Source organism: Bradyrhizobium xenonodulans, from assembly GCF_027594865.1.
In the GTDB taxonomy this organism is placed as follows: domain Bacteria; phylum Pseudomonadota; class Alphaproteobacteria; order Rhizobiales; family Xanthobacteraceae; genus Bradyrhizobium; species Bradyrhizobium xenonodulans.
This window is the reverse complement of sequence record NZ_CP089391.1, coordinates 5,847,108-5,861,808: the sequence shown is the minus strand read 5'-3', so window position 1 is coordinate 5,861,808 and position 14,701 is coordinate 5,847,108. Positions and strand designations below refer to the sequence as shown.

Sequence of the window (14,701 nt, the reverse complement as noted above, 5' to 3'; positions counted from 1 at the left end):
GATTTGCGCGCGCCGCGCCCACGGTTCCCGATCCTGCACTGCGGCAAATGCCAAGAGAATGTCGCCGCGTTGGCCAACTTCCGACACAGCGCCCGGGCGAATAACAACGATCCGACATGACGCAGTGCTTCGGCGGTAACGGTCCCGACTCCGCCGGCGCATTCATTTTTTCAGGGAATCCTCGTGTCGCATAAGCTCGTCCCGGCGCTCCTCGCCGCTCTCTTCCTCGCGGTCTCGTCTTTCTCCAGCGCCCGCGCCGAGCCGCCGGCCGCCAGCAGCGCTGCTGCGCTGTCGCCGGAGGACGCCAGGCGTGCGCTGGAGACGCTCCAGGACGACAAGAAGCGTGCGCAGATGATCGACACGTTGCGCGCGATCGCGAATGTATCAGGTCCGCAACAGCCGGCGCCGCCCGCGCCTGAGCAGAAGTCGCCGATTCCGCTCTCGGCCGACGGTCTCGGCGCGCAGCTCCTGCTCACGGTGTCGGAGGAGATCGGCGAGATCTCGAGCGAGATCGCCGGCGTCGCGCGGACGCTGACGAATTTCCCGGCGTTCTACTACTGGATCGTGCGGACCGCGAACGATCCCGCGGCCTATAATCTCCTGATCGAGATCGCGTGGAAGCTCGCATTGGTGTTCGGCTGCGCCTTCTGCGCCGAATGGGTCATCTTCCGCCTGATCCGGCGTCCGGTCGCGTTCCTGGAAGGACGCGTGCCGCAGAGCACGCGCCTGCCGGCGCAGGCGCTGCCCATTGCCGATCCGCCGTCATCCGTGGCGGATGTCACCCCCGAGCCGGATTTGCACAAGCGCCGTCACAGTCTCGCGCGGGTCTGGCAGTTGTTGCTGCGGCTCCCCTTCGTGCTTGGCCGCCTCGTCCTCGAGCTGCTTCCCGTGTTCGTCTTTGTGGGCGTCGCCACGGCGCTGCTCGGCACGGAGATCGGCGAACCCACCACCGTTCGCCTCGTGATCCTCGCGGTCGCCAATGCCTATGCGTTCTCGCGCGGCCTCATCTGCGTGGTCCGTGCGCTGGCAGGGCCGTTCGGCCTGTTTCCGGTGCGGGCCGAGACCGCGGCCTATGTCGAGATCTGGGCGCGGCGTATCGTCGGTGTCGGCGTGTCAGGCATCGCCTTCGCCAATGTGGCGCTGCTGCTCGGCCTGCACCGCGCCGGCTATGCGGCGCTGCTGCGCATGGTCATGCTGGTCGTGCATCTCTTCGTCGTCGTCATCATCCTGCAATGCCGCCGCCAGGTCGCCGAGGCCATCCGCGCCCCAGCCGAACGGCAGGGGATCGCGGCCCGTCTGCGCAATCGCATCGCCGGCGGCTGGCACTATCTTGCCATCGCGCTCGATCTTGCGCTGTGGGCGGTGTGGGCGCTCAACATCCGCAACGGCTATTCGCTGCTGCTGCAATATTTCGTCGGCACCGTCGTGGTGGCGCTGATCACGCGCGTCGCCATCATGGTGACGCTGAGCCTGATCGATCGCGGCTTCCGCATCAAGCCGGAGATCCTCCAGCGCTTTCCCGGGCTCGAGACCCGCGCCAACCGCTACCTGCCGCTGCTGCGCAGGATCGTCTCGGGCGTGATCGGCTTCGTCGGCTTCGTCGCCGTGCTCGAAGTCTGGGGCGTCGATGCCATCGTCTGGTTCTATGGCGGCCAGATCGGCAGCCGGCTGATCTCGGCCGTGGCGACCATCGGCATCGCCGTCATCATCGCCGCGGCGATCTGGGAAGCCAGCAACGCGTTCATGGACCGCCAGATCAACACGCTCTCGCGCGACGGGCATTACGCCCGCGCCGCGCGCCTGCGCACCTTCCAGCCGATGTTGCGGACGGCGTTGATCTGCCTGATCGCCACGGTGGTCGGGCTCACGGCGCTGAGCGAGATCGGCGTCAATGTCGCGCCGCTGCTCGCGGGCGCCGGCATCGTCGGCATCGCCATCGGCTTCGGCTCGCAGAAGCTGGTGCAGGACCTGATCACCGGCCTGTTTCTGCTGCTGGAGAACACGGTCCAGGTCGGCGACACCGTCAGCGTCTCGGGCCTTACGGGCGTCGTGGAGAATGTTTCGATCCGCACCATCCGCCTGCGCGCCGGCGACGGCGCCGTGCACATCGTGCCCTTCAGCGCGGTCACGACCATCACCAATGCCAGCCGCGGCGCCGGCAATGCGTCCGTCAGCGTCAATGTCGCCTACAAGGAGGATACCGACCGTGCCGGCCAGGTCCTCAAGGAGATCGTCGACGAGATGCGGCGCGAGCCGGAGTTTCGCGCCGCCATTCGCGGCGACCTCGAGCTCTGGGGCATCGACAAGGTCGACGGCGCCATGGTGTCGATCGTCGGCCAGATCCGCTGCACCGAGACCGGCCGCTGGCCGGTCCAGCGCGAATTCAATCGCCGCATGAAGCTGCGCTTCCAGCAGCACGGCATCGAAGTCGCATCCCCGGTCCAGACCATTTTGATGCAGGTCGCGCCGCCGGCCGATGGCGCCGCTAACCTGACGCCGCGGCGGGCGGCGGGATAGCCTGCCAGAATTTCCAGCTTGCCTCGGCCCGCCCGGCAGCGTTCACTCCGGCCCCAGTCCGCTGACAACATGCGGGCGGTAAAAAGGGTGGGAGAGACTGATGCGGGGGCTGTGGGCCGGATTGCGCGGTCATGTGATTGTCGCGCTCGCGCTAATTGGATGTGCGTGGAGCGTACCGGGCAATGCCCAGCCGTTCCCGTCGCGCCCCATCACCCTCATCGTGCCGTTCGCGGCGGGCGGCCCGACCGACACGCTGGCGCGGATCCTGTCCGAGCGGATCGCGGCAGAGCTGCGCACCACGGTCGTGGTCGAGAACGTCGCCGGCGCCTCCGGCAGCATCGCCGGCGCCCGCGTCGCACGCGCGACACCTGACGGCACCACGATCACGATCGGCCATTGGGGCACGCATGTGCTCAACGGCGCGGTCCTCAAGCTGCCCTATGACGTGGTCGCCGATTTCGAGCCGGTCGCGACGATCGCGATGGGGACGCAGCTCATCGTCGGCCGGAAGTCGCTCGAGGCCAATAATCTGAAAGAGATGATCGCCTGGCTGAAAGCCAATCCCGGCAAGGCCACCGCCGGGACGGCCGGTGCCGGCACAGGCGCGCATGTCGCCGGCGTCTTCTTCAAGGAGAAGACCGGCACCGATTTTCAGTTCGTGCCGTATCGCGGCGCCGGGCCCGCGATGATCGATCTCGTTGCCGGCCAGATCGACATCATGTTCGATCAGGCCTCGAACTCGCTGCCGCAATACAAGAACGGTGCGATCAAGGCGTTCGCGGTGACCTCGCCGGCGCGGCTCGCCTCCGCGCCCGACATTCCGACCGTCGACGAGGCGGGCCTGCCCGGCCTCTATATCTCCTACTGGCACGGCATCTGGGCACCGAAGAACACGCCGAAGGACATCGTCACAAAGCTCAACGCGGCCATCGTCGCCGTGCTCGCCGATCCCGCCGTCAAACAGCGTTTTGGCGAACTCGGGCAGGAGATTCCTCCGCCCGACCAGCAAGCGCCGGCCGCGCTCGCGGCCTTCCAGAAGGCCGAGACCGAGAAATGGTGGCCGATCGTGAAAGCCGCCGACATCAAGCCGGAATAGCCTTGCTATCTCACAAGCAACGCTCCTCATCCTGAGGAGCCCGCAAAGCGGGCGTCTCGAAGGATGGCTACGGGCGAGAGCGGGGCCTTCATCCTTCGAGACGCCTGCTGCGCAGGCTCCTCAGGATGAGGGGAGAGAGGTTTGCGCCGTTAACCTTTGTCCTTCGCAGTTCTCGCTGCGGTGCGAGATCACAATCCTTGCCTGAATTTTCTACGTCCTTGATCTCGATTGAGCGCTGGCCGACAATGCCAGCCGTTCAATAAGAAACTCCCTGGGGGAATTCGTGAATAGACCTGCTCGGGTCAGCGCCCATTCGACATCATCCAACACCGCGCAAGGCATGACGCTGCTGCGCGATCCCCTGCTCAACAAGGGCACCGCCTTCACGGAGGCGGAGCGCGAGGCGCGCGGCCTGCGCGGCCTGCTGCCGCCCTGCGTGCTGACGATGGAGACCCAGGTCGAGCGCGTACTCACCAATCTGCGCACGCTGCCGACAGATCTGGAAAAATACGTTGCGCTGAATGCGCTGCATGACCGCAACGAGGCGCTGTTCTTCCGCGTCGTCGTCGACAATATCGACGAGATCCAGCCGATCATCTACACGCCGACCGTCGGGCTCGCCTGCCAGAAATACGGCCTGATCTTCCAGCGCCCGCGCGGCATGTTCATCTCCTCGCGCGATCGCGGCCAGATCGCCGAGATCCTGAAGAACTGGCCCTATCCGGCCAAGCTGATCGTCGTCACCGACGGCGAGCGCATTTTGGGCCTCGGCGATCTCGGCGCCAACGGCATGGGCATTCCGGTCGGAAAACTCTCGCTCTATTCGGCCTGTGCCGGCGTGCACCCCGAGCAGTGCCTGCCGATCGTGCTCGACGTCGGCACCAACAACGAAGAGCTCTTGAACGATCCCTATTATCTCGGCCTGCGCGAGCGGCGGCTCACCGGCGAAGCCTATGACAGCTTCGTCGACGAATTCATGACGGCCGCGCGAAAGACGTTTCCGGGCGTGCTGATCCAGTTCGAGGATTTCGCCAATCATTCGGCGTTCAAGCTGCTGCACAAATATCGCGATGAAGCCTGTGTCTTCAACGACGACATCCAGGGCACCGCGGCCGTGGCGCTCGCGGGCCTGTTCTCGGCGCTGCGCGTCAACGGCGGCAAGCTGAGCGACCAGCGCATCCTGTTCCTCGGCGCGGGCGAAGCGGCGACCGGCATCGCCGATCTCGTCGTCTCCGCCATGATGGCGGAGGGCGCCTCCGAAGCCGAAGCGCTCCGGCGCAACTGGCTGGTGGATTCCCGCGGCCTCGTCGTCAGCGGCCGTGACGGCCTCTCCGGCCACAAGCTCCGCTATGCCCATGCCGACCAGGCGCCGATCGCCGACTTCCTCACCGCGATCAAGACGCTGAAGCCGACGGCGATCATCGGCGTCGCCGCGGTCGGTGGCGCCTTCACGCCCGAGGTGCTCAAGACGATGGCCGAGCTCAACGAGCAGCCGATCGTGTTCGCGCTCTCCAACCCGACCTCGAAGGCCGAATGCTCGGCGGAGGATGCCTACCGCTATACCGGGGGCCGCGCATTGTTTGCCTGCGGCAGTCCCTATGATCCGGTCAAGCTGAACGGCCGCACCTTCGTGCCGCGCCAGGGCAACAACTCCTACATCTTCCCCGGCGTCGGCCTCGGTGTCATCGCCACCCGTTCGCGCCTCGTCACCGACGAGATGTTCATGGCGGCCGCCCATACGCTCGCCGATTGCGTCGGCAAGGACGACCTCGCGCAGGGCAGCCTCTATCCGGCGCTGCCTCGTATTCGCGAGGTCTCGGCCCGGATCGCCGCCGCCGTCGCTGATGTCGCCTATCAGCGCGGGCTCGCGGACGGGCCCGCACCCAATGACGTGAAGGGGCTGGTCCAGTCCCAGATGTACGAGCCGCAGTACTGAGATTCACAATTCGAGCCGGGCGTGTGGAGGCAGCCCCTCACCCCACCCCTCTCCCCGTAAGAACGGGGCGAGGGAGTGAGAGAGGGTGCGTCCCTGGCGCCGGATCACCAGCCAGATCGTTTGCGGGGACGCTTCTTAACCTCGCCCCGCTCTTCTGCGGGGAGAGGTCGGATTGCCCCCGGCGATGCGAAGCATCGTCCGGCGCAATCCGGGTGAGGGGCAGGGCACGCTGCCAATCAGGTCGGAGGTCCATCCGACTCCCCAGACGTTTCTAGATCGCCGCTAGGTCAGCCCCGCGCCACCATTTCAGGTGGAATCGCCGTTGTGCCGCGCGGCCGTATATGCGACAATCCGTAGCGTTACAAGAAAACTCAATCCGCAAGGTCAGACACCATGGACGATCGTTTGCCCGAACTCGGCGACCTCGAGCACGAGGTCATGCAACTGGTTTGGGCCCATGGTCCTGTCACGGCCGAAGTGGTGCGGGAGCGGCTGTCGCGGCGTCTGAAGGAATCGACGGTCCGCACGGTGCTGCGCCGGCTCGAAGAAAAGGGCTATGCTAATCACACGGTTGACGGACGCACCTATGTCTACCACGCGGCCGAGGAGCGCTCGCGGGTTGCGGCCAAGGCGGTGCAGCGCATCGTCGACTGGTTCTGCAACGGTTCGATGGAAGAGGTTCTCGTCGGCATGGTGGACAATGCGATGCTCGACCAGCAACAATTGCGCACGCTGGCCGACCAGGTGGCCAAGGCGAAGAAGGCGAGGGGAGTGAAAAAAGAATGATCGCAACTCTGGCGGAGGCGGCGCTGCGCTCCCTTGTGCTGGGAGGCGTGGTCTGGTTCGGTCTCAACGTTTTTCGCGTGCGCAATCCGCACGTCCACATGACGGCGTGGGTCGTCGTGTTGCTGGCCTCGCTGGCGATGCCGTTCGTGATGCATTGGCCGACGCTCACGATCACGCGGCTGCCTTTGCCGGTCTCCATGCCGGATGATGTCCTGCCGGCCGACATCTCGATGCTGGAGGCGCCGCAGCCGGCGCTGCCGATCGCGCCCGGCGCGGCCGTCGCGCCGCCGGCGAAGAGCGGGCTCTCGATCAATTGGTGGCTGGTCGCCACCATCGTCTATGCCGGCGTCACGGCTTGCCTGCTGTTGCGGCTCACGATCGGTCTCTGCCTGACCTGGCGCCTGGCGCGCGCGGCAAAGCCGATGAAGGGCGCGCAGATGATCGATGCCGACGTGCGCGTCAGCCGCGACGTCGGTGGTCCCGTCACCTTCGGCTCGACCATTCTGGTGCCGCCGCAATTTGCCGGCTGGGATGCGAAGAAGCGCCTCGCGGTGCTTGCGCATGAGGGCGCGCATGTCGCCAATCGCGATTTCTACGTCCTGCTGCTCGCCTCGCTCAACCGCGCGGTGTTCTGGTTCAGCCCGTTCTCGTGGTGGCAGCTCGCGCGCCTGGCCGAGCTCGCCGAGATCATCAGCGATGCCGAGGCGATCGAAGTGATCGACGACCGGCTGTCCTATGCGGAAATCCTGCTCGAGTTTGCCAGCACCGTGAAACCTCGCTCGGTCGAGCTCGCGATGGCGCGGGCCTCGACCGTGCGCGCCCGCGTCGAGCGCATCATTGCAGCGGCCGCGATGCCCGTCGCGGTCGGCTGGCGCAAGCGGCTGTGGATCGCGGCCGCGATCGTCCCGGCCGTGATCGTGTCCGCCGGCATGATCGCCTACCGCACGCCGGATCCCGCACCCGTCGCTGCGGAGACCGGCGAGGTGCCGGCCCAGCATTACCGCCCCTTCGTCAATTTCTACGCCATGGGGCCGGCCTCGGTGTTCGCCATCTTCCGCGAGGGCGATGAGGTCTATGGCCAGTTCACCGGACAACGCAAATTGCGCCTGACGGTCGGCAATGACGGCACCGCATCCTATGCGTCCTCGTCCGGCGAGATCACGTTCTCGGCTGATGCCGAGCGCCGCTCCTCCGAGCTGGTGCTGCGCATGAATGGGCGCGACGTGCGTGCGGTTCGCGTCGCCGAGATGCCGGTGGCGGCTGCCGATCCTGCCTCGCTCGACCCGTATGTCGGCTGGTACAGGATCGCGCCGAACCGGGTGCTCAACGTGCGCCGCGAGGGCGATCGGCTCCAGGTGCAGGAAACCGTGCAGGGCCGTGCCACGCTCCTCGCCGAAGGTGCCGACGTGTTCTCGATCCGTGGCGAGAATCTCTTGATCTTCCTGCGCGATGAGCAGGCCAAAGTCTCGCGCGTTCTGGTCCAGAACGCGGTCTTCGGCGCGCGCCTGGCGCCGCGGATCGACGCGGCAGTCGCGCAGGCGATCGAGGCCGATTTCGCGCGCCGTGTCGCGGAAGTGCCGGATCGCTTCCGTGAGCAGGTCCCGATGACCGGCGGCAAGGAGCTGATCTTGCGTGGGATCGAGGATATGCGCCGGGGCACGCCGAACTACGATCGCATGAGCGCGCCGCTGGCGGCCAAGATCCACCGCCAGCTCAATGAAACGCAGGCGACATTCGTGGCGCTCGGCGCGGTCGAGTCGATCTTCTTCCGTGGTGTCGGCCCCGGCGGCTACGACATCTATGGCGCCAAGTTCGAGAACGGCTCGGCGGAATTCCGCCTGCTGCTCGAGCCCGACGGCAAGGTCGGAGACGTCCTGTTCCGGGCCGATGGCAATGACGAGCTCGGCGGTATCGTGCCTTGCGCGGAGGAGGCGAGCGTGCGCGGCCGCGCCGGTACCTCGCCGATCCGGATCATGGTCTATAACGAGATGGGCGACGACATCCAGGTCTTCAATCTCGACGCCGACGGCCATCGCAAGTCCCAGAGCGTCGTCAGGCCCAATGCGACCTGGGCCTCGACGACCACCGTGAACAATCCCTGGGTGATTGCCGACAAGTCCGGACGCTGCCTGGAGATATTGATGCCGGGCCGGCAGACGCGCTTCCACAATATGGAAGCCTCGAACCTCGGCGCAAAGCCGGGGCGCGCCGCGCGCCGCGCCGTTCCGATTGCCAATGGCGAGGAGATGCTGCGCCGCTACATCGAAGGCGTCGGCAAGGGCCAGCCGGACTACGAGCACATGACGTCGGAGGTTGCCGACATCACGCGGCAGCAGCTTCCGTTCGACCAGGCGATCCTGGCGAAGCTCGGCGCGCTGCGTGCGGTCTCGTTCCGCGGCGTCACCGCGCTCGACAGCGATATCTATGTCGCGCAGTTCGCCAACGGCTCCGCGGAATGGCGCATTGGCGTCAGGAACGGCACGATCACGAAGATCGCGCTCGGGCCGAATTTCTAGCGGCTTCGGGGCCCTCAATCTCCGCTTGCGGACCGCTGTCGCGAATGCTACGATGTGTAGCATTACGGTTTGTAGCCTCGCACACGCTGTCCGCAGGCGCGATAGAATTGGGCGTTCGCCATGAGCAATTCTGCAAAGGCCGATTCCGTGCTGGCGCTGCATCGCTTCGGGATGGGGCCGCGGCCGGGATCGATTGCGGCTATCGGGACCGACCCGCGCGGCGCGCTGATCGCCGAGCTCGATCGTCCGCTCGCGCTGAGTGCCACATCCAGCCTTCCCACCAGCGCGAAGGCCTATCGCACTGTGGCCGATGCCAATGCGCGGCGAACCGCGCGCGCCAAGCAGGCGCAGCAGCAGGCCAAGAAGCAGCAGATGGCTGCTGCGGGCGACCAGGGCCAGGCCCAGGCGCAGCCCGAGGGGCAAGCGCAGGGCTATGCCCAAGAGAAGGACGCTGCCCAACAGAAGGACGCTGCCGAGATGGCGGCGAAGCAGGCGGCCGACGCCATCCCCGATCCCGGCCGTCCGATCTATTTGCAGGAGGCCAAGCTGCGCACTGAAGCCGCGCTCGGTGTCGATATCGGCTTTGCCGAGCGGCTGGTGTGGTTCTGGTCCAACCATTTCTGCGTCTCGGCCAACCGGATCCAGAGCATGTCCGGCGCCTATGAGCGCGAGGCGGTTCGCGCTCACGCGCTCGGCCGCTTCGTCGATCTCCTGCTGGCCGCCGAGGGCCATCCGGCGATGCTGTTCTATCTCGACAATCTGGAGTCGATGGGCGCGAACTCGACGGCGGGCATCAACCGCAACCGCGGCCTCAACGAGAACATTGCGCGCGAGATCATGGAGCTGCACACGCTCGGTGTGCGCACCGGCTACACCCAGGACGACGTGATCAGCTTTGCCAACGTCATGACCGGCTGGACGCTGGTGCCGCCGGGCGCCGATCCCCAGCACGGCGGCGAGTTCACCTTCAATCCGCGGCTGCATGAGCCCGGCGGGCAGACCGTGCTCGGCAAGCGTTATGAGCAGGACGACGTCGAGCAGGGCCGCGCCGTGCTGCGCGACCTCGCCGCACATCCGGCGACCGCGACCCACATCGCGACCAAGCTCGCGCGCCATTTCGTCGCCGACGAGCCGCCGCCGCCGCTGGTCGAGCAGATGGCGAAGACTTTTCGCGACACCGAAGGCGATCTCAAGCAGGTCGCGATCGCGATGGTGTCGTCGGACGATGCCTGGCGCGGGCCGCCGTCAAAGCTCAAGCGGCCCAGCGAATGGGGCGTCGGCATGGTGCGCGCGACAGGGATCACGACCGTCGATCCCGAACGCTTCACTGGCGGCCAGGCGCTGCTCGGCGAGGCGCTGTGGCGTCCGTCCGCGCCCAAGGGCTATCCCGACGACGAGGCGAGCTGGATCGACGGCGTCGGCCGCCGGCTCGACATCGCCAACAATTTTGCCGAGCGCATCACCAGCATGGCCGATCCGCAAGCCATCATCGAGGACGTCTTTGCATCGCAGATCGCGCCCGAGGTGAAGCAGGCGGTCGGCCGGGCCGAGAGCCGCCAGCAGGCGCTGGCGCTGCTGTTCATGTCGGCGGATTTTCAGAGGAGGTGAGCATGGGCGTCGTCGATCATTTGCCCACGCGGCGCGAGCTTCTGGTCGGCTCCGGTGCGCTGTTCGCATGGAGCCAGATGCCGCGGATCGCGCGGGCCGAAGGGCGCGATCCGCGCCTGCTCGTCATCGTCCTGCGCGGCGCGCTCGACGGCCTCGGCGCGGTCGCGCCGGTCGGCGATCCCGATTGGGTCTCCTTGCGCGGCGATCGCGCGCTGCTGCTGGACGGCAAGCCGCCGGCGCTGCCGCTCGATGCCTTCTTCGCGCTCAATCCGGCGATGCCGAACCTGCACCGGCTCTACAAGAGCGGCAAGGCCGCGATCGTCCATGCCACCGCGACGCCCTATCGCGAGCGCTCGCATTTCGACGGTCAGGACGTGCTCGAGAGCGGGCTCGTCAAGCCCGGTATGACGGCTTCGGGCTGGCTCAACCGCGCGCTGCTCGCGATGGAATCGGGCGGACGCGTCGATCCGCGCGGCAGCCGCGCGCTCGGCATCGGCTCGGTGACGCCGCTGGTGGTGCGGGGCTCGGCGCCTGTCATGACATGGGTGCCGCAGAAATTGTTGCCGGCGAGCGAGGACACGCAGAATCGCCTGCTCGATCTCTACCAGCACACCGATCCCAAGCTTGCGACCGTGCTCCAGGCGCGCATGAAGCTCGCCTCGCTCGGCGGCGCACCTGGCACGGGCGATCCGATGTCCGATGATCCGACGCTGGCGCCGCCCGGCATCGCGCGCGTGCGCGCCTATTTCGCCGAGGCCGCCGGCACCGCCGCGCGCTATCTCGCCAAGCCCGACGGCCCCCGCGTCGGTGCGATGGGTTTCGTCGGCTGGGACACGCACATCGCCGAAGGCGCAGCGTCAGGCCAGCTCTACAATCTGCTCGGTGCGCTCGACGGCGCCTTCGCCGCGATCGAGAGCAACATGGGCGAGGCGTGGCGGGAGACGGTCGTTGCCGTCGTCACCGAGTTCGGACGCACCGCGCGCATCAACGGCACGCAGGGAACGGATCACGGCACCGGCACGGTCGCCTTCCTCGTCGGCGGCGGCCTCGCCGGCGGTCGCGTGATCGCGGACTGGCCGGGACTGAAGCCGGCGCAGCTGTTCGAGGACCGCGACCTCAAGCCGACGACCGATCTGCGCGCCGTGCTGAAGGGCCTGCTGCGGGATCATCTGCGCGTCGAGGAGAAGGTGCTCGCAGAAACGGTCTTCCCCGGCAGCGCCGACGTCAAGCCGATGGGGGGCCTCCTGGCCTGAAGCGCGATGTGCACGCTGACGCAAAAAGAGCTCGATTTTCTCGTCAGCTTGAAGACGAGCTGGCGAAGGCTCTATTGGCGTGAATTCGCGCGCATCCTCCGGGAGAACGCGCAGCCCGGCTCCGCCGGCGCTGAAGTTTGCTCCGCGCCGCAACAGGGATGAAGCTTGCATGAGGCGGCGCCAGTTCATGTCACTTCTCGGCGGCGCCGCACTGGCGCCGCTCTCCGCGAAGGCGGCCGATGGCTGCGGTGTTCCGCTGGCGCGGGGCGACGGCTGGCCGGGCGGGTCGATCGATGGCGACGGTCTCGTCGATCGCGGGGCGCTGTGCGGGATGGCCGACCGGCTGGCCGCGAGCGATGCCAATGTTCATGCCGTGCTGGTGGCCCGCGATGGCCAGCTGGCGTTCGAACGCTACTTCAAGGGAGCTGACGAGGTGCCCGGCTACATTTACGGCCGCCGGGTGGAAACCGTCGCCTTCGATGCCGATACGCTGCACAACATGAAATCGGTGTCGAAGAGCGTTACGTCACTCGCCGTCGGGATCGCGATCGATCGCGGGCTGATACGCAGCGTCGATGAGCCGATCTTCAGCTTCTTCCCCGAGCTGTCCGATCTGCGCTCCCCCGAAAAGGACCGCATCCGACTGGCGCACGTGCTCACCATGTCGATGGGCCTGAAGTGGGTCGAAGCGACGCCCGCAACGGGAGACGACGACAACGACGAGACGCGCATGCATATGGCATCGGATCCGTGCCGTTACGTTCTCGGTCTTCCCGTGACCGCCGCGGCGGGGCAGGAGTTCTTCTACAACACCGGCGCGCTCACGCTGGTGTCGGCCATCATCCGCAAGGCGACCGGACGCCCCCTCGATGAATTCGCGCGCGAGAATTTGTTCGAGCCTCTGGGCATCGTCAGCACGGCGTGGGGTCGGTACAGGGGGGATACCGATGCCGGAGGCGGATTGCGCTTGCGGCCGCGCGACATGGCCAAGATCGGCCAGCTGGTACTTGCGAGCGGCCGCTGGAACGACCGCCAGATCGTTTCCAAGGCATGGATCGACGCTTCGACGGCAGAGAAGATCACGGCGACGGACGATCGATCCTACGGATATCTGTGGTGGCGCGGCCAGGCACGGCTCAATGACCGGAAGATCAACTGGATCGGTGCGTTGGGTCGGGGCGGGCAGTCGATCCGCATCGTCCCGGAGCTCGATCTCGTCGTCGCGGTGACCGCGGGTTACTATCAGGACTACAGCCGGCAAGCCTTTCGATTGCAATACGGCGTCTTCAGGGACGTGTTGCGCGCGATCCCGCCTCCGGCCTGAGCTGGAGCTGCCTGTCTCTGTCCCGATTCAGGACACGGCACTGTGATGGAATCGTCACAGCCGGCGCGAAACGGCTGCGGCCCTAACCCCGCTTTCCTTCAGCCAAGGTTCTGCCCCGATTGCCCACCGAAACTTGGGATTGTTCGGAGGGCGCATCATGTCTTGCTTTGCAAATGCCGAAACTGCCCGGATTTCGCTGGCAACCTCGAGCCGGTTGCTGCTCGCCGTCGCCGCTGCCGCTTCGCTCGCCGCGTGCGCACAGTCGCCGGTCGGCCGCCAGAAGGCGGACCTCGGGGCGACCAGCCGCCAGGCTGCGGTGGAGCGGCCCCACAGGGTGGCGGCGCTGCATCCGCGGCCGATCAGCCGGGCGCGCATGCCCGACAGTAACGCAAAGCAGACCGCCTCGCACGGCGTTGCCAGCTTCTATTCGGACACGGAGACCGCAAGCGGCGAGAAGTTCGACAAGAACGAATTGACTGCGGCCCATCCGAGCCTGCCGTTCGGCACCAAGCTGCGCGTCACCGATGTCTCCTCCGGCCGCTTCGTCACGGTCAGGGTCAACGATCGCGGGCCTTATGTGCGTGGGCGCGTCGTCGACATCTCGCCCTCCGCGGCCGAGGCCCTCGGCATGGTCGACAAGGGCCTCGCCAGCGTCCGGCTCGACGTGGTGCGATAGCTGCGATTGATCGATCCGATGCCGCCGCTTAACCGGCTGTTAGCCGCTCCTCAAGCACCATGGCTGCCCGAACAATTCGGGGCTTTTGGGGGAGGCGGCGTTTGAACACGATCCAGTATCTCGAAGATCAGGCCGCGCGCGCCGAGCGGCTCGCCAAACGGATCACGGATACGCTGACGATCGAAAAGCTCCTGACCTTTGCCGGCGAGCGCCGCCGCGAGATCGAGGTTATCGGCGGCAAACACCGGCGCGCCTGACCCAGGCTCCACGCCGATTGCTCCGCGCCGTGACGCGGGAAAGCGCAGCGATGTGTGCTCAACTATGGCTTTCGACGAAATCGCTGAGATAGTCGGGTAGCGTCACGCCGTCGATGTCGCAACGCGCCTTGATCTCGCCGGCAACATCGGTCGAGATGTCCTTCATCCAGTGCTCGAGCGTGTTGAACGAGATCACCTTGATGGGATCGTTGAAGCAGCCGGCGACGAGCTCGCCGATGGTGGCTTCGAGATCGCTCCGCTCGATGCGGATTTCAGTCGCCTCGGCACGGCGATCGATCACCACGAACAGGGTCTGGTCTGCGCCATAGGGCACGACCGCGGATGGTCTACCGGCTTCAGGCATCTTGAGGCGCTCACGTCTTGGCTTCCGATCCCTGACAACGGGAAAAACCGGAAGAAGGTTCCTGCTCGCGCGCTTGTGAAGGCCGTCAGAGAAATTCCCTCAGGCGCGAGAGCTCGATGACGTGCTCGGGCGAGAGGATATCCGTCACCAGCGGCGGCTGCGCAATCGTCCGAATCTCATAGAGGTGCCGGGTCGCCGCCGGCTTCGCCGTGAAAGCGGAAATGCATTCGTCCAGCGTGCCCTCGATCACCTGATACGGCGTGCTATCCGGGCGACGCTGGTTTGCGAGTGATGGCCATTTGTACAAGGCCGCAAGCGCGCCGAAATCGACCTTTGAATCCGCAACCACGTCCCCCATCGTCTCGCCT

Annotated in this window: 12 protein-coding genes; 10 read left to right on the top strand and 2 right to left on the bottom strand. The window is 66.4% G+C overall.

All coding sequences use genetic code 11. The features are described 5' to 3' along the window. Positions 1 to 183 precede the first annotated feature (183 nt). The 10 genes from I3J27_RS27890 to I3J27_RS27845 all read left to right on the top strand — a co-directional run bounded on the left by I3J27_RS27890 (position 184) and on the right by I3J27_RS27845 (position 13,969). Complete coding sequence (locus I3J27_RS27890; RefSeq protein ID WP_270162086.1) at positions 184 to 2,517, top strand: mechanosensitive ion channel domain-containing protein; 2,334 nt, start codon at positions 184 to 186, stop codon at positions 2,515 to 2,517. A 100-nt stretch (positions 2,518 to 2,617) separates the two neighbouring features. Beyond that, the gene (locus I3J27_RS27885; RefSeq protein ID WP_270162085.1) at positions 2,618 to 3,613 is read left to right on the top strand and encodes a tripartite tricarboxylate transporter substrate-binding protein; all 996 of its coding nucleotides are present in this window, start codon (positions 2,618 to 2,620) and stop codon (positions 3,611 to 3,613) included. A 340-nt stretch (positions 3,614 to 3,953) separates the two neighbouring features. Further along, positions 3,954 to 5,549 (top strand): NAD-dependent malic enzyme, encoded by a 1,596-nt coding sequence (locus tag I3J27_RS27880; RefSeq protein ID WP_270172906.1) that lies wholly within the window; start codon positions 3,954 to 3,956, stop codon positions 5,547 to 5,549. Between the two features lie 393 nt (positions 5,550 to 5,942). Further along, positions 5,943 to 6,335, top strand: coding sequence for a BlaI/MecI/CopY family transcriptional regulator (locus tag I3J27_RS27875; protein WP_092185459.1), 393 nt, complete (start codon positions 5,943 to 5,945; stop codon positions 6,333 to 6,335). Next, positions 6,332 to 8,851: a M56 family metallopeptidase gene (locus I3J27_RS27870; protein ID WP_270162084.1), complete on the top strand. Its 2,520-nt coding sequence runs from the start codon at positions 6,332 to 6,334 to the stop codon at positions 8,849 to 8,851. The genes I3J27_RS27875 and I3J27_RS27870 overlap by 4 nt, the downstream gene beginning before the upstream one ends. A gap of 120 nt (positions 8,852 to 8,971) precedes the next feature. Then, positions 8,972 to 10,459, top strand: coding sequence for a DUF1800 domain-containing protein (locus I3J27_RS27865; protein ID WP_270162083.1), 1,488 nt, complete (start codon positions 8,972 to 8,974; stop codon positions 10,457 to 10,459). A 2-nt stretch (positions 10,460 to 10,461) separates the two neighbouring features. Further along, positions 10,462 to 11,712, top strand: a complete 1,251-nt coding sequence (locus tag I3J27_RS27860) for a DUF1501 domain-containing protein (protein WP_270162082.1) — start codon at positions 10,462 to 10,464, stop codon at positions 11,710 to 11,712. A gap of 169 nt (positions 11,713 to 11,881) precedes the next feature. Continuing rightward, entirely contained in the window at positions 11,882 to 13,036 is a 1,155-nt protein-coding gene (locus I3J27_RS27855; protein WP_270162081.1) for a serine hydrolase domain-containing protein, read from the top strand. A gap of 157 nt (positions 13,037 to 13,193) precedes the next feature. Continuing rightward, positions 13,194 to 13,712 (top strand): septal ring lytic transglycosylase RlpA family protein, encoded by a 519-nt coding sequence (locus I3J27_RS27850; RefSeq protein WP_270162080.1) that lies wholly within the window; start codon positions 13,194 to 13,196, stop codon positions 13,710 to 13,712. Between the two features lie 101 nt (positions 13,713 to 13,813). Next, positions 13,814 to 13,969, top strand: coding sequence for a hypothetical protein (locus I3J27_RS27845; protein WP_270162079.1), 156 nt, complete (start codon positions 13,814 to 13,816; stop codon positions 13,967 to 13,969). Positions 13,970 to 14,027: 58 nt separating this feature from the next. On the opposite strand, the gene I3J27_RS27840 is transcribed toward I3J27_RS27845, so the two are convergent. Both I3J27_RS27840 and I3J27_RS27835 read right to left on the bottom strand, forming a co-directional pair. Further along, complete coding sequence (locus tag I3J27_RS27840; RefSeq protein WP_270162078.1) at positions 14,028 to 14,333, bottom strand: hypothetical protein; 306 nt, start codon at positions 14,331 to 14,333, stop codon at positions 14,028 to 14,030. 85 nt (positions 14,334 to 14,418) lie between these two features. Continuing rightward, positions 14,419 to 14,691 (bottom strand): hypothetical protein, encoded by a 273-nt coding sequence (locus I3J27_RS27835; RefSeq protein WP_270162077.1) that lies wholly within the window; start codon positions 14,689 to 14,691, stop codon positions 14,419 to 14,421. Positions 14,692 to 14,701: the final 10 nt, after the last annotated feature.

Coding starts and splice junctions, on each gene's coding strand:
- I3J27_RS27885 (WP_270162085.1), top strand. CDS start 2,618: ATGCGGGGGCTGTGGGCCGGATTGCGCGGTCATGTGATTGTCGCGCTC.
- I3J27_RS27880 (WP_270172906.1), top strand. CDS start 3,954: ATGACGCTGCTGCGCGATCCCCTGCTCAACAAGGGCACCGCCTTCACG.
- I3J27_RS27875 (WP_092185459.1), top strand. CDS start 5,943: ATGGACGATCGTTTGCCCGAACTCGGCGACCTCGAGCACGAGGTCATG.
- I3J27_RS27870 (WP_270162084.1), top strand. CDS start 6,332: ATGATCGCAACTCTGGCGGAGGCGGCGCTGCGCTCCCTTGTGCTGGGA.
- I3J27_RS27865 (WP_270162083.1), top strand. CDS start 8,972: ATGAGCAATTCTGCAAAGGCCGATTCCGTGCTGGCGCTGCATCGCTTC.
- I3J27_RS27860 (WP_270162082.1), top strand. CDS start 10,462: ATGGGCGTCGTCGATCATTTGCCCACGCGGCGCGAGCTTCTGGTCGGC.
- I3J27_RS27855 (WP_270162081.1), top strand. CDS start 11,882: ATGAGGCGGCGCCAGTTCATGTCACTTCTCGGCGGCGCCGCACTGGCG.
- I3J27_RS27850 (WP_270162080.1), top strand. CDS start 13,194: ATGTCTTGCTTTGCAAATGCCGAAACTGCCCGGATTTCGCTGGCAACC.
- I3J27_RS27840 (WP_270162078.1), bottom strand. CDS start 14,333: ATGCCTGAAGCCGGTAGACCATCCGCGGTCGTGCCCTATGGCGCAGAC.
- I3J27_RS27835 (WP_270162077.1), bottom strand. CDS start 14,691: ATGGGGGACGTGGTTGCGGATTCAAAGGTCGATTTCGGCGCGCTTGCG.